General features: G+C 59.4%; 15 protein-coding genes. All 15 read left to right on the plus strand.

The features are described from left to right. Positions 1–45 precede the first annotated feature (45 nt). On the plus strand, positions 46–3,603 hold the full coding sequence (locus J3B00_RS09780) for a glycosyltransferase (RefSeq protein WP_209874723.1): 3,558 nt from the start codon (positions 46–48) through the stop codon (positions 3,601–3,603). A gap of 54 nt (positions 3,604–3,657) precedes the next feature. Continuing rightward, on the plus strand, positions 3,658–6,384 hold the full coding sequence (locus J3B00_RS09785; protein WP_209867135.1) for a glycosyltransferase: 2,727 nt from the start codon (positions 3,658–3,660) through the stop codon (positions 6,382–6,384). 46 nt (positions 6,385–6,430) lie between these two features. Beyond that, positions 6,431–7,813 carry a class I SAM-dependent methyltransferase gene (locus J3B00_RS09790; protein ID WP_209867138.1) on the plus strand — a complete coding sequence of 461 codons (1,383 nt, stop codon included), beginning with the start codon at positions 6,431–6,433 and terminating at the stop codon, positions 7,811–7,813. Positions 7,814–8,105: 292 nt separating this feature from the next. Next, positions 8,106–9,041, plus strand: coding sequence for a ketoacyl-ACP synthase III (locus tag J3B00_RS09795; protein WP_209867140.1), 936 nt, complete (start codon positions 8,106–8,108; stop codon positions 9,039–9,041). Between the two features lie 272 nt (positions 9,042–9,313). Beyond that, positions 9,314–10,186 (plus strand): flagellin domain-containing protein, encoded by an 873-nt coding sequence (locus tag J3B00_RS09800; protein ID WP_209867142.1) that lies wholly within the window; start codon positions 9,314–9,316, stop codon positions 10,184–10,186. A 69-nt stretch (positions 10,187–10,255) separates the two neighbouring features. Then, a complete protein-coding gene (locus J3B00_RS09805) occupies positions 10,256–10,612 on the plus strand; it encodes a flagellar protein FlaG (protein WP_209867144.1) in 357 nt (118 codons plus the stop codon). A gap of 78 nt (positions 10,613–10,690) precedes the next feature. After that, entirely contained in the window at positions 10,691–12,088 is a 1,398-nt protein-coding gene (gene fliD, locus J3B00_RS09810; protein ID WP_209867147.1) for a flagellar filament capping protein FliD, read from the plus strand. Positions 12,089–12,222: 134 nt separating this feature from the next. Continuing rightward, on the plus strand, positions 12,223–12,618 hold the full coding sequence (fliS, locus tag J3B00_RS09815) for a flagellar export chaperone FliS (RefSeq protein ID WP_209867149.1): 396 nt from the start codon (positions 12,223–12,225) through the stop codon (positions 12,616–12,618). A gap of 15 nt (positions 12,619–12,633) precedes the next feature. Then, on the plus strand, positions 12,634–12,930 hold the full coding sequence (fliT, locus tag J3B00_RS09820) for a flagellar protein FliT (protein WP_209867152.1): 297 nt from the start codon (positions 12,634–12,636) through the stop codon (positions 12,928–12,930). Positions 12,931–13,099: 169 nt separating this feature from the next. Then, positions 13,100–14,575: a transcriptional regulator FleQ gene (gene fleQ / locus J3B00_RS09825; RefSeq protein ID WP_209867154.1), complete on the plus strand. Its 1,476-nt coding sequence runs from the start codon at positions 13,100–13,102 to the stop codon at positions 14,573–14,575. A gap of 353 nt (positions 14,576–14,928) precedes the next feature. Continuing rightward, on the plus strand, positions 14,929–16,125 hold the full coding sequence (locus J3B00_RS09830) for an ATP-binding protein (RefSeq protein ID WP_209867156.1): 1,197 nt from the start codon (positions 14,929–14,931) through the stop codon (positions 16,123–16,125). Next, on the plus strand, positions 16,125–17,486 hold the full coding sequence (locus J3B00_RS09835) for a sigma-54 dependent transcriptional regulator (protein ID WP_209867158.1): 1,362 nt from the start codon (positions 16,125–16,127) through the stop codon (positions 17,484–17,486). The genes J3B00_RS09830 and J3B00_RS09835 overlap by 1 nt, the downstream gene beginning before the upstream one ends. A 263-nt stretch (positions 17,487–17,749) precedes the next feature. After that, positions 17,750–18,082 carry a flagellar hook-basal body complex protein FliE gene (gene fliE / locus J3B00_RS09840; protein ID WP_209867161.1) on the plus strand — a complete coding sequence of 111 codons (333 nt, stop codon included), beginning with the start codon at positions 17,750–17,752 and terminating at the stop codon, positions 18,080–18,082. A gap of 14 nt (positions 18,083–18,096) precedes the next feature. Continuing rightward, positions 18,097–19,875 carry a flagellar basal-body MS-ring/collar protein FliF gene (gene fliF, locus J3B00_RS09845; protein ID WP_209867163.1) on the plus strand — a complete coding sequence of 593 codons (1,779 nt, stop codon included), beginning with the start codon at positions 18,097–18,099 and terminating at the stop codon, positions 19,873–19,875. Continuing rightward, positions 19,868–20,887: a flagellar motor switch protein FliG gene (gene fliG, locus J3B00_RS09850; RefSeq protein ID WP_209867165.1), complete on the plus strand. Its 1,020-nt coding sequence runs from the start codon at positions 19,868–19,870 to the stop codon at positions 20,885–20,887. Before fliF ends, fliG begins: the two co-directional genes overlap by 8 nt. Positions 20,888–20,929 lie beyond the last annotated feature (42 nt).

Below are 20,929 nucleotides of genomic sequence, written 5' to 3' on the forward strand. Positions count from 1 at the left end.
GCGTGCCTGATGACATTGAATGTTTTATCGCTAAGTGAGCAACGCGTGAACGCACAACCTCTTGTCTCCATCGCCATCCCAGCGTTCAATCCCGCTTTCTTCCGCCGCACTTTGAGCAGCGCGCTGAACCAGGATTACCCGAACCTGGAAGTCGTCATATGTGATGACAGCCTGGGTCAGGAGATCAAGAAGATTTGCGATGAGCTGAGCGAGACGTCTTCGGTAGCACTGCGTTACGTGCGCAATCCAGGGCGCCTTGGGTTCGCCCGTAACATGCAGGCGTGCCTCGGTCACGCTACAGGGGAGATGGTTAAATTCCTCTGCGACGATGACCTCTTGATGACCCAGTGCATAAGCTTCCAGGTGAGGGCGCTGTGTGATCATGAGCAGGTGAACATGGTGATCAGCCAGCGGCTGGTCTGCGACGCCGATGACATCTTGCTGCCTTCCCGAGCGCTCAACGCAGTGGTCGCTCCGACCACTGCTGTGCTCTATGGTACAGATCTGTTGGCGTGTGTTGCCGAGAATGCAGTCAACCTGTTTGGTGGTATCAGCCACGCACTTTTCCGCCGTGCCCAGGTGGGGGAATACCTGGAGATGTTGGTGCAGGATGGACAGGGCTTTTGTGCGCGATTAGATATGGCGTTGTACATTTGCCTACTGCGTCGTGGGCATTTGGCCAGCCTTGAACAGGTGCTGAGCGTAGAACGGATTCATGCTGGAAGGCTCAGTTATCACGTGGCGATGACTGAGGCGGCCAAGGGTGAGACTGAATGGTTGCAGCAGATGTTGGCCGCGCGAACAGGTGAGCAGGAACCTGCCGAAGGATGGGTGCGTTACTTGCCGATGCCCTCATACACTGGCGGCGTTGAAGATGTGTGGCTAGAGCTGGAAATGCGTAACTTTACTAGCCGGCAAATGGCTTCTTTCAATCAGCAGGTGGGCGCTCAGAGCCTCAGTTTCGTAGAGTTGTACGCTGACTGGCTGGAGTGTCGAACATTGTCTGAGGGGCAGCAACGGCTGTTGCCCAAGCGTGTCGAGCAGTGGCAAAGCCGTCCCCGTATTATGCCGGTAGTGTTCTGCGACGAAGGCGAAGAGCTTGCCCTTCGTGCCACTCTCGATAGCCTGGCTCAGCAGTCATATGCCGCGAGCGATATTCAGGTGCTGGGCACCGGTCAACTGCCCTTATTGACGGTGACGGGGGTACGGCTTCAGCTTCGCCATGAGGATGGCTTCGGTAATGTGAATGCCTGGCTGGCGAACTCATCGGCGGACTGGGTGCTACTGTTGCGCGCGGGAGACCGCCTACATCCCCACGCGCTGGTGATCATGGCAGAGCGCATGGCATTGAATGCCAGCAGCTTATGTCTGTACAGCGATGAAGGTGCTTACAATGGGCGCGAATCGAGCCAGCCGATTTTCAAGCCCGACTTCAATTTGGATCTGATGCGCAGCTTGCCTTACGTAGGTCGACAGCTGGCATTCAACTGCAAGGCGCTGTCTGCCCTGGAAGGTTTTGATACCCAGTTCGGCAGCCTGGCGCCCCATGATGCGATTTGGCGTTTAGTCGAAACTCATGGTTTAACAGCAATCGAGCATATTCCCGAGTTGCTGGTGCAGAGCCAGCATACCTACGCCGACTGGATGCTTGATCCGACAGTCCAAGCCCATGCCGCCGGAGTGGTGCGTGCGCATTTGACGCGCATGGGGGTAGCAGCTGAAGTTGAAGCAGTTGCCAAGAGTATGGCGAGCCGCGTGCACTATCAGCACGAGTTTCAGGCTAGCGTCTCTATTTTGATTCAGGTCGGCAGTGACCTGCTGACGTTGCGCCGTTGTGTCGAGTCGCTGTTTGAGTACACCCATTACAGCAACTATGAAGTGTTGTTGATCGCCAGCGGGGATGAACCTGTTGAAGTGCGTGATTGGCTGATGGCCATGAAGGGTATGGGCAGTCACCAGTTGCGTATACTTGAGGTCGACGTACAGGCGGGGGCGGCAAGCCTGAACCTGGGCGGTGAACACGCGTATGGCGACTATCTCTTGTTGTTTGATGTCGGGTGCGCGCTGTTTGACGCACAGTGGTTGCATGAGCTGATGAGCCAAGCCCAGCGTCCCGAGGTGGGAATAGTCGGGCCGAAACTTTATGCCCGCGATGGTACTGCTGGACCCAGTGCATTGGTCCTGGGTCTGAACGGCCCTGCGGGTAATCCGTTTGCGGGGAATGCGGCTGACGCTGAAAGCTATCTGGGCCGGTCGCGTCTGGTACAGAACTGGAGTGCGTTGAGCCTGGATTGTTTGATGATTCGGCGTGAGCTTTTCAATGAGCTGCAAGGCTTGGATACGCAGGCGCTGCAGCAAAGCTGGTTCGATGCAGATCTGTGCTTGAGGGTGCGTGAGGCAGGCTACCTTGTAGTCTGGACGCCGTTTTCGAGAGTGGCTCGCATGGCCTCTAGCGCACCTAGCAAGGAGCATGTTGACCAGCAGGCCTTTTATCAGCGCTGGCTGCCCACTGTCGCCAATGACCCGGCTTACAATAAGAACTTGAGCCTCATACAAGGGGGCTTCAGGCTCGAGCCAGGGCTGCGTAGTGGTTGGGATCCCTTTATCGCTCGGGTAATGCCGTCGGTTCTGGCGTTACCTTTCAATACGTCCGCTATCGGGCATTATCGGGTCATTCAGCCATTCTCAGAGCTGGAGCGCGCCGGCTGGATTCAAGGACGGATCAGTTATCAGGCAGTCGACCCTATAGCGGCAGAGCGGGAAAAGCCGGATACGATGATCTTGCAACTGCGCTATTCCGCCGACAGCATCAAGGAAATCGCAGAGCTCAAGAAATACTCCAGTGCTCGGCGAATATTCGAAATTGACGATTACGTGATCGAACCGTCTGAAAAAAATGATCACATCCGTAATCGGCCAAAAAATATCGGTGAACTATTGGGTCAAGCGATCGGGCTGTGTGACCGGTTGGTGGTTTCCACGGAGCCACTGGCAGACGCTCTGTCGCATTTGCACCGTGATATTCGGGTTGTTCCGAACATGTTGTCCGCATCACTGTGGACGGGCCTTTCAAGTCAGCGCCAGACGAGCGCAAAGCCGCGAGTCGGATGGGCGGGAGGTACGAGCCATCGTGGTGACCTGGAGCTGATGCTGGGCGTCGTTCGGGCACTTGCAGATGAGGTTGACTGGGTGTTTTTTGGTATGTGCCCGGAAATGCTGCGTCCCTATATCAAGGAATTTCATAAGGGCGTCCCGCTGTCTCAGTACCCGCGCAAGCTGGCCAGTCTTAACCTCGACCTTGCCTTGGCGCCCCTCGAACAAAACCTGTTCAACGACTGCAAGAGCAATCTACGGCTGCTGGAGTACGGTGTTTGTGGCTTTCCGGTGATCTGTACAGACACCAAGGCTTACGACGGTTACCTGCCATGCACTCGGGTCCGCTCAAACACAACCGAATTGTGGCTGGATGCCATTCGTATGCACCTTGCTGACCCAGGCGCTAGCTATATCCAAGGCGATAGGCTTCGCGAAGCGGTATTGCGCGACTACGTGCTTGCGCCGCGCCATCTGCAGCACTGGGCCAACGCCTGGCTTGCCGACTGAATTCCGGCGCCTGGCGTGGCTGGGCGCTAAACCATCATTTGAAACAGGTGTTTTATGAGCGTAATCACTACCGGGGCTCGCAGTGATGTAACCGTCATCCTGCTCGGCCACGAGCAAGCCGATACCCGTGCACGAGCGCATCATTACTACAGCCAAGCAGACGTGCCGTGCGTCGCGCTAGAGTCATTGCATGGCGTCAGTTCGGGCGAGGTTTGCAAAGAGCGTTTGATGCAAGCGCTGGATCAAGTGACGACGCCCTTGGTGGTGCTGAGCCTGGATGCTGACTTCATCCTGCCGGCAGCTTTGGATAATGCAGCCGCGCTCTTGCACGGGGCGTCCCAGGCAATCGGTGCGCAAGGGTATGCCTTGGGTTATGCCACGGCCAATTGCGAGGTGACATATCACAAGGTTGGATCGGCAGTGTTACCTTCGGCCGAACAAAGCGCCCTTAGCCGTCTGCAGGTCTATGCTCAGGCCGCTCAGCAGGCTTGGCGTGCTGTATTGCGTGTATCAGCGCTGAAGGCTGTTTTGACCCATCTGCCAGACGCTGTCGATTTCCCTGCCTGGCGTGTGGGGTTGTCGTACGCGCTGCTGACCCATGGCGAAATCGAGCGTCTCGAGCAAACCGATGTGGTGAGTGAGTATGTGGTGTCCCCGTTATCTGCGACTCAGTTGGAGGAGCGTCTGACATTGGCGCTACGCACGCTGCGTGAGTGGGACTCGGCCGGCGTTGGCCTTTGCAGTGATAACTTCGACGTGCTCAATCGCTTCGTGCGCGACACGTATGGCGCATCAGAACAGCGATTGTTGTTTACCTCGACGTGGAAGAGTGTCGCAGCGGCGCCTGGGCGAGTGTTCGCGCCACAACAGTACGTTGAGATGCCGTATTACCACATTGAGTTGTTCGATAGCTTGGTCGAGTTGGAATTCCTGTGTCATGCCTGGCCGGCTGGCGCGCAGCATTACCGCGCCCTGGAAGGCGCTTGGGTGCGTCAGCGCGAATTGTTGCAGGTGCATGCCAACGACACGCCTGGCAGTCTGCAGCAGCGTTATCTGCAAGCAATGGCGTTAGGCATGTTCAATCGCGAAGTTTGCCTGCGCTTGTCCGGATCATGGGCCGCAGACACCGATGAGCGCCCGGTACGTGAACTGCAGGACTGGTGCCAGCGGTTGGCAGCAATTCCGGCACTTTCTCCTGAGCAAGGGCTGGCCGCGACCCCATCAGGCCATTTGCTCGCGCTGCTCGATACCACAATTCTGGACGATGTCGCTCGTCAGCGTGTGCTGGAGCAACTAGAGCAGTCGCCCCCGCCTCAGCTCGCTTTTGTGGTGCTGGACTTGGGCGATGATGATGCGGGATTACAAGCTACTTTCGATAGTCTGCTAGGCAGTGGTGTACGCAACTTCAAGTTGCTGGTGCTCAAAGCTGGCAAACTGCCGGTGATCACGACTTCCCAAGAAACACTTCATTTTGTTCAAGTCACGCCTGAGAACTGGGTCGCTCATCTGAACCAAGTGATTCACCAATTGCCCAGCGAATGGTTGATGTTGTTGCACGCTGGCGAGCAAGTGCTCGCCGGCGGACTCATGCACCTGCTTTTGGAGTTGGCCGAAGGACCTGCGTGTCAGGCCATTTGTGCCCATGAAGTTCAGCGAGATGATCAGGGACGGTTGCACGACGTGGTACGCCCAGGCGCCGACCTGGACTTGCTGCGCAGTCAACCTGGATTGATGTCTCGGCACTGGCTCATGCGACGTCAGGCAGTGCTTGACGTGGGGGCATACAGCGAAAGCCAGCCGCAAGCCTTGGAGCTCGACCTGCTGCTGCGCCTTGTAGAGGCTCAGGGGATGGCCAGCTTGGCTCATCTGGATGACTACTTGATTTTGGGCGAGCAGTCGCCAGAGGCCATGACTAAGGAGGCCGTTACGGTACTGGAACGGCACCTCAGACAGCTTGGCTATCGTGCCAATGTCAGTGAACGGGGTGTGGCCGGCCTGGGTATTGATTACCGGCATGGCACTACGCCGTTAGTCAGCATCCTGATCGCCAGCATGGACGGACTTGCCGCGCTCCAGCCTTGCTTGACCAGCATCGTGCAGCGCACTCGCTACCCGCGCTATGAGATCCTGGTAGCGTGCGTGGGTGATGCTGATGCTCCTCAAGGCGAAGCTCCCCAGGGCGCGGGCAGCCGCGTGCGATTGTTGATGGGCAAGCCTGGAGGATCGCATGACGACTTGCTCAATCTGGCCGCCAGCCAGGCTCGGGGCGAGTACCTGGTGCTATTTTCCGGTGCAGGAGAAGTGATGAGCCCTGCTTGGCTCGAAAGCCTTCTCAATGAAGTCCAGCGTCCTGAAGTGGGTGTGGTTGGCGGCGCCTTGTATGGCGCGGGCGCGACGCTCTCGCACGCAGGCTATCAATTGCTCGATGGCCCGCGGATACATGAGCCATGGTTGAGTGCAGAACAGCGCTGGCAGCAATCGGTTCGTAGCTGCTCTGCCGTCTCAGGCGATTGCTTGATGTTGGGCAAGGGTCTGTTTGAGCAGGTGGGTGGATTGCAGGGCATGCCTGGGAGCGATATCGACCTTTCCCTGCGTGTCCAGGACGCGGGTTTGATGGCGGTCTGGGCACCGCAGTCTGAGGTCAGCGTCAGGCGTGCATCGGCATTTGATACGCGCGTCGCGCAAGCGCTGTGCGAACGTTGGCCGCAGGCTTTTACCGGGCGCGCTTTCGATGAAAAGGTAACGCCCGGTGCGGGGCTGGCCTGGTTGGCAGCGTTGTAATTCAGTGTCGTATTGCCCTATGAACCACTTATTGACAGATAGCCACATGAAACCTATCCGAATTATTTGTGCGACGCGTGAGTCTCGTGAGGATTTCCCGAGCAAAACTGCATTGGGCCGGTCCCTGCAGATTCATCACGCGTCTAATCCAGTAGAGTTGGTGCTCCACGCGCGCAATACTGAAGGGCTGTCGACCCTGTACAACCGTGCCATCGATCAGGCCAAAGAAGATCCAGCAATCCTGGTATTTGTGCATGATGACGTACACCTATGTGATTACTGGTGGGGGGAGCGGTTAAGGGATGGGGTTGAAACCTTCGATGTCATTGGCCTTGCAGGCAACACCCGCCGCGTTGAGGGGCAACCGGCGTGGGCGTTTGTCGACGAACGGCTCACCTGGGATGACAAATGCTTCCTGAGTGGCGCTGTAGGGCATGGCAGCAGTTTCCCATGCGCTGTTTCTAACTTCGGACCGGCGCCGCAGGCATGCAAGCTGCTGGATGGGCTGTTGCTGGCTGCCGATAGTGAGCGGCTGGTACAGGCCGGTGTAAGTTTCGATGAGCAGTTTCAGTTCCATTTTTATGACATGGACTTTTGTCGTCAGGCCGAGGCAAAAGGACTGCGCATGGGGACTTGGCCACTTAGCGTCGTGCATGAGAGCGGGGGCGCGTTCGGCACACCTAGCTGGCGAGAAGGTTTGCGCCGCTATCAAAGCAAGTATGACGAAAAGCGAGATCCCACCGTTCAGGAGAAAAGCGTGCAAAGCCAAACACCGGTCCATCAGCGACACAATTCTGATCTTCTGAAATTAATGCCAGTCAATGCAACGCGCGTGGTGGAAATTGGTTGCAGTTCGGGTGCACTTGCCCGTGAGTACAAGAAGCTGAACCCGAGCGTGCATTACACGGGGATCGAGATCGAACCCAGTTACGCGGCGCTGGCCCGGGAGCATTGTGACCGTGTGCTGGACATGAATATTGAGGCAGTGACTACTGACCTTCTGGCCACGGATCTTGCGGCCGATTGCTGGGTCTTTGGCGATGTGTTGGAGCATCTGTACGATCCGTGGCACCTGTTGAACATAATCCGTCAGGCGAGCGCGCCAGGTACCAGTATCGTTGCGTGTATCCCGAACGCCCAGCATTGGAGTGTTCAGGTTCGCTTGAGTGTTGGAGACTTCAGGTATGAAGACTCGGGCCTGTTCGACAGGACGCATATCCGTTGGTTTACACTTGCCACCATGCTGGAAATGTTCACCCAGGCGGGTTTGACAGTGGAGGCGGGGATACCGCGCGTGTTCGACGAGCCCCAGCGCGAGCGCTATCTGCCGGTTATCCATGCAATGGCGACGGCGGCAGGCAAAGACCCGGAAGCTGCCGTGCAGGATGCCTTGCCGTTACAGTACGTAATCAGAGCGGTCGTCAATTGATCAGAGGTTGCGCCGGGTGAGCGTAACCAGCTTCAAGGGCGTCTCTTGATCGGGCGCCCCAACCAATACTTGGGTTGAACGTGCAATGGATTCCAAGCGGGCGCCGTTGCGCTTGCTCCCGGGAATAGACAAAAGCACGTGACTCGGAAGTTACGGCAAGCATCTTCACTGATATGATTGCCGCAACCGGGAACGGCTGAGCTGATGAAGCGTGTTGCCAGGAGCTTTGCCTCCCCCGCAAACGCTCGTGCCGCTCAGCAGGCATTTTGCTTTTTCAGAATTGGGAAGCCATATGATTGGCATTAAAAGTATCGCCAGTTACGTGCCGGCTAAAGGGGTAGACAACTACGCCCAAGGCGCAAAATTCGGCAAAGATCAGGATTTTATCTTTGGCAAGATCGGTTCGACCTTCTTGCCGCGCAAAGATGACGGTCAGGAAACCTCCGACCTGTGCGTGCAAGCTGCAAAGAATCTGTTCTCTGCTAATCCATCACTCGATCCGGCCGCTATCGATGCGGTGATCGTCGTGACCCAGAACGGTGATGCTGAAGGGCTGCCGCACACTGCCGCTATCGTTCAGCACAAACTGGGTTTGTCGACCGCGGTTGCTGCCTTCGATGTTTCGCTGGGTTGCTCTGGCTATGTCTATGGCCTCTATGTGATGAAAGGCTTCATGGAGGCGGCGGGCCTCAAGAACGGCCTGCTGATCACCGCTGACCCTTACTCCAAGATCGTCGACCCCGAGGACCGCAATACCACCATGCTATTCGGGGATGCGGCCACGGCCACTTGGATGGGCGAAGATGCCGCCTGGCAGTTAGGTAAATCGCTGTTTGGCAGCGACGGTGCGGGTGCCGAGCATCTGCGCACCACTGACGGCAAATTCTTCATGAATGGTCGCCAGGTATATAACTTTGCCTTGGTCAAGGTGCCTGCCCATCTGCAGCAATTGCTTGAGGCGAGTGAGCTCAGGGCTGAGGATGTCGACGTGTACTGCCTCCATCAGGGCAGTGCTGCAATTGTCGATGCCGTTTCAGCGCGTTTCGACGATGGTGAGCACAAGCATAAGTTTGTCAAGGATATGATCGAGACCGGCAATACCGTGTCGTCGAGCATTCCATTGCTGGTTGAAAAGCACGTGCTTGGCTCGCAGCATAAACGCGTCGCGCTTAGTGGCTTCGGTGTCGGGCTATCCTGGGGCTCGGCTATTATCGAGCGCAGTGACTGACCCTTTCTTGCGATACCAAACGCCGCCGCTTTCTGGCGGCTTTTTTTTATGAGGGTTTTGCGGTTCCCGCCAAACCAGCATGGGCGGTGCGCCAGACTTCTGGCGTCAACACCTTGATTTCATTGGGCTGGCAGGATGCCAGCAATTTTTTTTGAAAATCCCCTAAAGCAACCCGCCTTGACGACGATAACTATTACGAAGGTTCTCTGTGCCACACCCGGCGAATTGCCAAGGCCGGAAGCCGCAGTACCCAATCCAACGAGGAATTCGTCATGGCTTTGACCGTTACCACCAACACCACCTCTCTGGGCGTTCAGAAAAACCTGAACCGTGCTTCCGATGCACTGGCCACTTCGATGACCCGCCTGTCGTCGGGCTTGAAGATCAATAGCGCCAAAGACGATGCTGCAGGCCTGCAGATCGCGACTCGCATGACTTCGCAAATCCGTGGTCAGACCATGGCTATCAAGAACGCCAACGACGGTATCTCCATCGCCCAGACTGCTGAAGGTGCGATGCAAGAGCAGACCAACATGTTGCAGCGGATGCGTGAACTGGCCCTGCAGGCTCGAAGCGACTCCAACAGCTTCAAGGACCGTGACGCCCTCAACGGCGAGTTCAAGGCGATGTTGGATGAAATCAACCGTATCGCTGGTAGCACTGAGCTGAACGGCAAGAAGCTCCTGAGCGGTGACGCTGGCACCATGACCTTCCAGGTGGGCTCTAATGGCGGTACTGGCAACCAGATCTCCATTACTCTGAGCGCATCGGTAGACACCAGTGATACTGGTGTCATGTCGGCTCTGAACGCAAACTCCACCATTGCTATGTCTGCTTCTGACATGACGGCGGATGACTACGATACTCTGTTCCAGGCGGTGGTTACCGGTATCGATGACGCACTGCAGAACATCAACACCACCCGTGCTGACCTGGGTGCTGCCCAGAACCGCCTGACCAGCACCATCAACAACCTGCAGAACATCAACGAGAACGCCGAAGCTGCTCGTGGCCGTATTCAGGACACCGACTTCGCTTCTGAAACTGCTCAGCTGACCAAGCAGCAGACCCTGCAGCAAGCTTCCACTTCGGTTCTGGCACAGGCCAACCAACTGCCGTCGGCAGTACTCAAGCTGCTGGGCTAATCTGCCTAGTTGCTGGCGGGGAAGTGCTCTTGCAGTGCTTCCCCGCCTTTTCATTGCGAGGTGGTGGACATGGACATGAGCGTCAAGCTGAACCTGTCGTATCCGGCCGCACGTTCGGCTGAGCAGGTTGCCGAAAAGCCGGTTGCCCGCGAGGCGGAGCATGCTAAGCGCGAAGTGGATGAAGACTCTTTGGCGGCGAAGGATGCTGAAAAGGTCAAGAGTGCAGTTTCGGAAATCGAAAAATTCCTGAAGGCGTCACAGCGCAACCTGGCATTCTCCACGGATGAAGAATCCGGCAAGATTGTTGTCAAAGTCATCGCAACCGATAGCGGGCAACTGATTCGTCAGCTGCCATCGGAGGAGGCTCTGCGGATCGCTCGCAGCCTGAGCGATGTCAACAGTGTTCTGTTCGACGCCAAGGTATGATTGGCGGCGAATATCAATGAAGTGAGGCATGTTAGTCCCGCAGGAGTGGGCTGACACGTTGACGAGAGGGATAGCAGCATGGCAAGCCCGATTACTTCCAGTACTGGCCTGGGTTCTGGTTTAAACATTACCCAGATCGTTTCCGCCTTGGTCAACGCCGATACTGCAGCCAAGCAGGCGCAGATTACTCGGCAGACTGCTAACAATACTGCGTATATCTCAGGGGTTGGCGCGCTGCGAAGTGCCCTTACGGCTTTTACAACGGCCATGGGCAAGCTCAACGATAAAGCTGCGCCCTCGTTCAATGCTTTCGCCGCATCTTCTGCAAGTGAGGCAATTGTAAAGGCCACTGCCAGCAATACGGCTGTGGCAGGTACCTACAGCATCGAAGTCAAGAATGTGGCGACCAGCTCCAAGGTTGCAAGCCAGCCATTCAGTGGTGGTGCAAGCCATGCTATCGCTGAAGGTGACCTGGTCATCAGTCAGGGCGGTAAAGAATACACCGTGAAGGTGGGGGCCGACGCCACGCTGCAGACTGTGCGTGATCAGATTAACAAAGAGTTGGGTGATAACGGTTTCTCCGCGAACATCATTGCCGGTAAAGATGGAGCGCGTCTGGTTCTTGGTTCCACTGCTACCGGTGCCAACACCGATATCTCGGTGGCGGGCCTTGGCCTGGACATCGATGGTACCCAGTCCATGGAGGATAACGGCGCGGGCTTCATTACCGGGGTCGCTAAGGATGCGGTAGTTCTGATCGATGGTCTTGAGGTAAAGAGTGCTTCCAATACGGTCAGCGATGCTATCAGTGGCATCAAGCTCGAGCTTACTGGCGCCAGTGCGGCTGGCACAGCGACCAAGGTGACGGTAGCCGCTAACAATGACGGCCTGAAGACATCTGTTCAAGGTTTCGTTGATGCCTATAACACACTGCAGAAGGCCATTTCGTCGCTAACCAGTACCAGCACAGACGAAGATGGCAATATGGTGTTGGGCTCTCTGACCAATGACCCTACAACGCGCTCATTACTGTCGGACATACGCAGTGTGTTAACTGAGGTAGGTTCGGGTGATCGTCTGACCACGTTAAGCCAGCTGGGTGTCAACACCCAGAAAGACGGCAGCTTGGAGTTCAATAGCACCAAGTTCACCGCGGCGATGAACGACAAGAAGCTGGGTGGCGAAGTGCAGGAGCTGTTCACGGGCGCCAATGGCCTCTTTGAACGCATGAACAAGGCAGTTAACCCTTACAACGCCACCGATGGTAGCCTGGCGAATCGCAAGACGAACCTGGACAAAGTGGCCAAGAACCTTGCCGAGCAGCAGGCTGCGCTTGATCGTCGTACTGACTCGCTGACCGACTCGTTGACCAAGAAGTACGTTGCCCTGGATACCGCGCTGGGCAAGATGAAGGCCCAGGCCGACCAGATCACCTCGATCTTCGAAGCCATCAACGCCCAAGCCAAGAAATCCTGATTCCTGGCTGCTCGTGCAAAGCCCGGCTGCGTCATATCGACGCGCCGGGCTTTTTGTTTCAGCCGCTAAAGTTTTTTGACGCGGCGGCGATACACAAGGTACAAGCAACCTTTTCGCTGCAACGAGGTAGATACATGAACCCGATGTTGGCCCTTCGGCAATACCAGAAAGTCAACGGTGCGGCGCAGACGTCCGAGGCGAGCCCGCACCGCCTGGTGCAAATGCTCATGCAGGGTGGTCTGGATCGTCTGGCCCAGGCCAAGGGCGCGATTGCCCGCAAGGATATCGCCCAGAAGGGCATCCTGATCGGCAAGGCCATCGACATCATCGGCGGCCTGCGCGAGGGTCTCGACCTGGAAAACCACGCCGAGAGCCTGACAGAGCTGGATAACCTCTACACCTACATGAGCCGCCGCCTGGTTGAGGCCAACGTGCAGAGTGATCCAGCCATCATCGACGAAGTCGCGCGCCTGCTGATCACGGTCAAGGAAGGCTGGGACGCGATCGCCGACCAGCAGCCTGAAGGCTGATTCAAGGAGACTGTCATGAGCGAGGTTATCGAGCGTATCGAGCAGACCCGCGAAGCGCTGCTGGCTGCTTTGGCCGGGCGCGACTGGGATGCGGTGGGCGAACTCGACCTCGAGTGTCGGCTGTGCGTCGAAGACGTACTGGCTGAAGCGTCTGAAAATGAAAGCGCTGTAAGGGCCAGCCTTGAGCAATTGCTCGAGGTCTATCGCCATTTAATTGAGGTTGCAAGTGGCGAGCGTCAAACTTTAGTCGACGAGATGATGCAAATCCGTCAGGCGAAAAACGCCGCCAAGGTATACCATCTGTTCAGCTGACACTGACAAGATGCAAAAATCTGCGCGCCATAAATTTGACTGTGTAGTTTTTTTTGACTTTACTAGTGGCTGTATTCGAATTTCAGACGTCCTAACACTGACCATTCAGTCGGAATGATGTCGAGCACGCCCTCGGGGGCGCCGATATGACTAGGGAAGTTGCTATTGCATGTGGCGTGAAACCAAGATTCTCCTGATCGATGACGACAGCGCCCGCCGCCGCGATCTCGCGGTGGTGCTTAATTTCCTCGGCGAAGAAAACCTGCCGTGCTCCAGCCAGGACTGGCAGCAGTCGGTAGAGGCATTGTCTTCGAGTCGCGAAGTGCTGTGCGTGCTGATCGGTACGGTCAGTGCCCCAGCAGGCGTCTTGGCGCTCCTTAAGACAGTGGCTGCCTGGGATGAGTTCCTTCCGGTATTGCTGCTCGGTGAAAATTCTTCGGCGGACTTCCCCGAAGACCTGCGTCGCCGCGTCCTGTCCAGTCTGGAGATGCCGCCGAGCTACAGCCAGTTGCTCGACTCGCTGCACCGCGCCCAGGTCTACCGCGAGATGTACGACCAAGCCCGTGAGCGCGGTCGCCAGCGCGAAACCAATCTGTTCCGTAGCCTGGTCGGTACCAGCCGCGCCATCCAGCACGTGCGGCAGATGATGCAGCAGGTGGCGGATACCGATGCCAGCGTGCTGATCCTGGGTGAGTCCGGTACCGGCAAGGAAGTGGTGGCGCGTAACCTGCACTATCACTCCAAGCGCCGTGAAGCGCCTTTTGTGCCGGTCAACTGCGGGGCGATCCCGGCAGAGCTGCTCGAGAGTGAGCTGTTCGGGCATGAGAAGGGCGCCTTTACCGGGGCGATCACCAGCCGTGCCGGGCGCTTCGAGCTGGCCAATGGCGGTACGCTGTTCCTCGATGAGATCGGCGACATGCCGCTGCCTATGCAGGTCAAGCTGCTGCGTGTGCTGCAGGAGCGTACCTTCGAGCGGGTGGGCAGCAACAAGACCCAGAGCATCGATGTACGGATCATCGCCGCGACCCACAAGAACCTCGAGAGCATGATCGAGGAGGGCACCTTCCGCGAAGACCTTTACTATCGCCTGAACGTGTTCCCGATCGAGATGGCCCCGCTCCGCGAGCGCGTCGAAGACATCCCGTTGCTGATGAATGAACTGATCTCGCGCATGGAACACGAGAAACGCGGTTCGATCCGCTTCAATTCGGCATCGATCATGTCGCTTTGTCGGCATGGCTGGCCGGGTAACGTGCGTGAACTGGCCAACCTGGTCGAGCGCATGGCGATCATGCACCCGTATGGCGTGATTGGCGTGTCGGAGTTGCCGAAGAAGTTCCGCTATGTCGATGACGAAGACGAGCAATTGGTCGACAGTCTGCGCAGCGACCTCGAAGAGCGCGTGGCAATCAATGGCCATGCGCCGAGCTTCTCCAATCACGCCATGCTGCCGCCGGAAGGGCTGGACCTGAAGGACTACCTCGGCAACCTTGAGCAAGGCTTGATCCAGCAGGCGCTGGACGATGCCAATGGCATTGTTGCGCGGGCGGCTGAACGCTTGCGGATTCGCCGGACCACGCTGGTTGAGAAGATGCGCAAGTACGGCATGAGCCGGCAGGGTGGCGAGGAGCAGGCAGAGGATTGACGCCTGGCGGCGCGTCAGCGCCGGCCCTTTCGCGGGGCAAGCCCGCTCCTGCAGGGCCGGCGCACACTCTGTAGGAGCGGGCTTGCCCCAATGCCGGTCAGTTAAGACGCCGGGGGCTGCTTTGCAGCCCTTTCGCGACACAAGGCCGCTCCCACATGGATCGTGCATGCCGCTATTTACAGGGCAGGCACGGACACTGTGGGAGCGGCCTTGTGTCGCGAAAGGGCCGCAAAGCGGCCCCACGATTTAACATGCCCCAGCAGAACTGCAGATACCCCTATCTCCGGCACGGCTATTGCTACACCGCTGGCAACACACCGTTTTTATGACGGTCAGCCACGCGAGAGAGCACGATGCCCCAGGCCGCCCCGATTTCCCGTATTCCGGACGAGCAGCAAGCCCACCAAGGCCGTGAGCAGGCGGTCGCGCTGTTCAACCAGGTGTCGAGCCAGCTGAACGAGTCGTACGGCATGCTCGAAGCGCGGGTGCGTGAACTCAAAGGTGAGCTGGCCGTGGTCAGCGCGCAGCGCATGGCCGAGCTGGACGAGAAAGAGCGCCTGGCCAACCGCCTGCAGAACCTGCTCGACCTGCTACCGGGCGGGGTCATCGTGATCGATGCGCAAGGCTTGGTCAGTGAAGCCAACCCGGCAGCCTGCGAGCTGCTTGGCGAGCCGCTGATCGGCCAGTTGTGGCGTCAGGTCATCGCCCGCAGTTTTGCCCCGCGCAAGGATGACGGCCACGAAGTGTCGCTGCGCGATGGCCGACGCCTGTCGATTGCTACCCGTTCGCTGGATGCCGAGCCCGGCCAGTTGGTATTGCTGACTGACCTGACCGAAACCCGCCGCCTGCAAGACCAGCTCGCACGCCATGAGCGCTTGTCGTCGCTGGGGCGCATGGTCGCCTCCCTGGCCCATCAGATTCGTACGCCGTTGTCGGCGGCGATGCTCTACGCCAGCCATCTGGCTGATCCACAGCAAGAACTGGCCAAGGACACCCGCCAGCGTTTCGCCGGCAATCTCAAAGAGCGCCTGCACGAACTGGAGCACCAGGTGCGCGACATGCTGGTGTTTGCCCGTGGCGAGCTGCCGTTGGCCGACCGGGTCAGCCCCAAGGCGCTGTTCCAGGCCCTGCAACAGGCCGCTCAGGCGCATGTGCAAGGGCATTCGGTACGCTGGCAATGCGATACCCACCTGGGTGAGCTGCTGTGCAATCGCGACACCCTGGTAGGCGCCTTGCTCAACCTGATCGAAAATGCCTTGCAGGCCAGCCCGACGCCTGCGCGGGTCAAGATTCACCTGTTCCGTCGCGGGCTGGCCCTGCACCTGTGCATCAGTGACGCCGGCTGCGGGATCGACGCACAACTGCTGGCGCGGCTCGGCGAGCCGTTCCTGACCACCAAGGCCACCGGTACCGGCCTCGGCCTGGCGGTGGTCCAGGCCGTGGTCCGGGCTCACCAGGGCAGCGTGCAACTGCGCTCGAAAGTCGCCCGCGGCACCTGCGTGCAGGTGGTGCTGCCGCTGATTGGCGAGTTGCCAATGGAGGCCGTGTGATGGGCGTCAAGGTGCTGTTGGTCGAGGATGATCGGGCCCTGCGTCAGGCATTGGCCGACACCCTGGAAATCGGCGGTTTCGCCTACCTGGCTGTCGGTAGTGGCGAGGAGGCGCTCGAGGCAGTGGCTCGCGAGTCGTTCAGCCTGGTGGTCAGTGATGTCAACATGCCGGGCATGGACGGTCATCAGTTGCTGGCCCAGCTGCGCAGCCAGCATCCGCAGTTGCCGGTCCTGCTGATGACCGCCCATGCCGCAGTCGAGCGGGCGGTGCAGGCCATGCGTCAGGGCGCGGCAGATTATCTGGTCAAGCCGTTCGAGCCCAAAGCGCTGCTTAGCCTGGTCGAGCGGCATGCGGGCGGTCGGGTGGGCGGTGTCGATGAAGATGGGCCGGTCGCCTGCGAAGCGGCCAGCCGGCAATTGCTCGAGCTGGCCGCGCGGGTTGCCCGGAGTGATTCCACCGTGTTGATTTCCGGCGAGTCGGGCACCGGCAAGGAAGTCTTGGCGCGTTACATCCACCAGCATTCCTCGCGTGCCGCGCAGGCGTTCGTCGCGATCAACTGCGCGGCGATCCCCGACAACATGCTCGAAGCAACCTTGTTCGGCCATGAGAAGGGCGCGTTCACCGGTGCCATCGCCGCCCAAGCGGGCAAGTTCGAACAGGCCAATGGCGGTACCTTGCTGCTCGACGAGATATCGGAAATGCCGCTGGGCTTGCAGGCCAAGCTGCTGCGCGTGTTGCAGGAGCGTGAAGTCGAGCGGGTCGGCGGGCGCAAGCCGATCACGCTGGATATTCGGGTGTTGGCCACCACCAACCGCGATCTGGCCGGTGAAGTGGCGGCGGGGCGCTTCCGTGAAGACCTGTTCTACCGGTTGTCGGTGTTTCCGCTGGCCTGGAGCCCGCTGCGCGAGCGCAGCGGCGATATCCTGCCGCTGGCCGAGCGGTTGCTGGCGCGCCATGTGGCGAAGATGAAGCATGCGCCGGTGCGCTTGTCCGCCGCCGCCCGCAGTTGCCTGCAGCAGCATGCCTGGCCGGGCAACGTGCGCGAGTTGGACAACGCCCTGCAGCGGGCGTTGATCCTCCAGCAGGGCGGCCTTATCGAGGCGGCGGATTTCTGTCTGGCAGGCGCCATTCCCTTGTCAGCTGGCACTGAGCCATCATTTGAAGCCACTGCAGAGGCCAGCGGACTGGGCGATGACATGCGCCGCCATGAGTACCAGATGATCATCGATACCCTGCGCGCCGAGCGCGGTCGGCGCAAAGAGGCAGCCGAGCGCCTGGGCATCAGTCCGCGCACCTTGCGTTACAAGCTGGCGCAGATGCGCGATGCCGGGTTCGACGTCGAGGCCAGCCTGTTCGGCTGACAGGCAAATCATCTGCAACTGGTGCGGACCTCTGTGGGAGCGGCCTTGTGTCGCGAAAGGGGCGCGAAGCGGCCCCAGGTCTTCAGCTGCGCCGCAAAGATCGCCGGGGCCGCTTTGCGGCCCTATCCGCGACGCAAGGCCGCTCCCACAGGAATTGTGTGATCCCTGGGAAATTAGTCGCGATGGCTGGCACCTTTGTTGCTTTACGTAGGCTATCCGCTGCATGAGTGTCAAAAAAATGCGGCCGCCGGAGAGAGAAGTTCATGAGCCAAGGTGTTGAATTCAATCGTCTGATGTTGGACATGCGTGCCATGCAGGCCGATGCCATGTCGCTGCCCAAGGTCGCTGCCGCGCCTGAGCTGGCGCCAGGGCAGAGCAGCTTTGCCGACATGCTCGGCCAGGCTATTGGCAAGGTCCATGAAACCCAGCAAGCCTCGTCCAACCTGGCCAACGCCTTTGAAATCGGCAAGAGCGGCGTCGACCTGACCGACGTGATGGTCGCCTCGCAGAAAGCCTCCGTATCGTTCCAGGCCCTTACCCAGGTACGCAACAAGCTGGTCCAGGCGTACCAGGACATCATGCAGATGCCGGTTTGAGGACAGATTGAGTCATGGCCGAAGCAGTCGTCGATAACGCCCCCACCAAGAGTGGGCCGCCAGTGGCCAAGCCGCCGCTGTTCGGCATGTCGTTCCTGGAAAATATTTCACGCATGCCCATGCTGCGTCAGGTTGGCCTGCTGGTCGGCCTGGCTGCCAGCGTGGCCATTGGTTTTGCCGTGGTGCTCTGGTCGCAGCAGCCGGACTACCGGCCGCTGTATGGCAGCCTGGCCGGGATGGACACCAAGCAGGTCATGGAAGTGCTCGGCGCGGCCGACATCCCCTATAACGTGGAGCCCAACTCCGGCGCTCTGCTAGTCAAGGCCGACGACCTCTCCCGTGCGCGCCTGAAACTGGCAGCCGCTGGCGTGGCGCCAGGCGATGGCAACGTTGGCTTCGAGCTGCTCGACAAAGAGCAGGGCCTGGGCACCAGCCAGTTCATGGAAACCACCCGCTACCGTCGCAGCCTCGAAGGCGAACTGGCGCGCACGGTGTCGAGCCTGAACAACGTCAAGGCGGCACGCGTGCACCTGGCAATCCCGAAAAGTTCGGTGTTCGTCCGTGACGAGCGCAAGCCGAGCGCCTCGGTGCTGGTCGAGTTGTACCCAGGCCGGGCCCTCGAGGCGGGCCAGGTAATGGCGATCGTCAATCTGGTGGCGACCAGCGTTCCCGAGCTGGACAAGACCCAGGTCACCGTGGTCGACCAGAAGGGCAACCTGCTCTCCGATCAGTTGCAGGACACCGCCCTGAGCATGGCCGGCAAGCAGTTCGATTACAGTCGGCGCATGGAAGGCATGCTCACCCAGCGTGTGCACAACATTCTCCAGCCGGTGCTGGGCAACGACCGCTACAAGGCCGAAGTGTCCGCCGATGTCGACTTCAGTGCGGTCGAGTCCACCTCCGAGCAGTTCAACCCTGACCAGCCAGCCCTGCGCAGTGAGCAGTCGGTGGATGAGCAGCGCACCAGCAGCCAGGGTCCGCAAGGCGTGCCGGGTGCCCTCAGCAATCAGCCGCCAGCCGCTGCCGCCGCGCCGCAGAACGCTGCTGCCGGCGCCGCGCCGGCCGGTGCGGTGCAGCCAGGCCAGCCGTTGCTGGATGCCAATGGCGCGCAGATCATGGACCCGGCCACTGGGCAACCGATGCTCGCGCCGTATCCAGCCGACAAGCGCAAGCAGTCGACCAAGAACTTCGAGCTGGACCGCTCGATCAGCCACACCCGTCAACAACAAGGCCGCCTCAGCCGCCTGTCGGTGGCGGTGGTGGTCGACGACCAGGCCAAGATCGACGCCGCCACCGGCGAGACCACCCGCGCACCGTGGGCTGCCGACGACCTGGCACGCTTCACCCGCCTGGTCCAGGATGCCGTCGGCTTCGATGCCAGTCGTGGCGACAGCGTGACCGTGATCAACGTGCCGTTCGCCGCTGACCGCAGCGTGGAAATCGCCGAAGCCGCGTTCTACACCCAGCCGTGGTTCTGGGACATCGTCAAGCAAGTGCTGGGCGTGGTGTTCATCCTGGTACTGGTGTTCGGCGTGCTGCGGCCGGTGCTCAACAACATTACCAGTGGTGGCAAGCAAGCCGCCGCAGACGGCGACATGGAACTGGGCGGGATGATCGGTCTGGATGGCGAACTGGCCAACGACCGGGTCAGCCTGGGTGGCCCGCAAAGCATTCTGTTGCCGAGCCCGAGCGAGGGTTATGAGGCACAGCTGAACGCAATCAAGGGCCTCGTGGCCGAGGACCCGGGTCGCGTGGCCCAGGTCGTGAAAGAGTGGATCAACGCCGATGAGTGATAACCGAGCCGTTACCGCCAAGTTGAGCCGCACCGACAAGGCGGCGATCCTCCTGCTCTCGCTGGGCGAGACCGATGCTGCCCAGGTCCTGCGGCACATGGGCCCCAAGGAAGTGCAGCGGGTCGGCGTGGCCATGGCGCAGATGGGCAACGTCCATCGCGAGCAGGTCCAGCAGGTGATGAGCGAGTTCGTCGAGATCGTCGGCGACCAGACCAGCCTGGGGGTTGGCTCCGATGGCTACATCCGCAAGATGCTCAACCAGGCGCTTGGCGAAGACAAGGCCAACGGCCTGATCGACCGCATCCTGCTCGGTGGCAACACCAGTGGCCTGGACAGCCTCAAGTGGATGGAGCCGCGTGCCGTGGCCGACGTTATCCGCTTCGAGCACCCGCAGATCCAGGCCATCGTGGTGGCATATCTGGACCCAGACCAGGCCGGTGAAGTGCTGGGTAACTTCGACCACAAGGTACGTCTGGACATCATCCTGCGCGTATCCTCGCTCAATACCGTGCAGCCAGCGGCGCTGAAAGAGTTGAACCAGATCCTCGAGAAGCAGTTCTCGGGCAACTCCAACGCCGCGCGCACCACCTTGGGTGGCATCAAGCGCGCTGCAGACATCATGAACTTCCTCGACAGTTCGGTGGAAGGCCAGCTGATGGACTCGATCCGCGAGATCGACAACGACCTGTCGGAGCAGATCGAAGACCTGATGTTCGTCTTCAACAACCTGGCCGACGTCGACGACCGCGGGATCCAGGCGCTGTTGCGCGAGGTGTCCTCGGACGTGCTGGTGGTGTCGCTCAAGGGGGCCGACGAGCGGGTCCGGGACAAGATCTTCAAGAACATGTCCAAGCGTGCCTCGGAGCTGCTGCGCGACGACCTCGAGGCCAAGGGCCCGGTGCGGGTCAGCGACGTCGAAACGGCGCAGAAGGAAATCCTCACCATCGCCCGGCGTATGGCCGATGCTGGCGAGATCGTGCTCGGCGGCAAAGGCGCCGAAGAAATGATCTGATCGCGGCGGCTGGCCTGCTGGCGCCATCCCCTCTGTGGGAGC

The sequence above is a fragment of the Pseudomonas sp. BP8 genome, assembly GCF_017875955.1.
In the GTDB taxonomy this organism is placed as follows: Bacteria; Pseudomonadota; Gammaproteobacteria; order Pseudomonadales; family Pseudomonadaceae; genus Aquipseudomonas.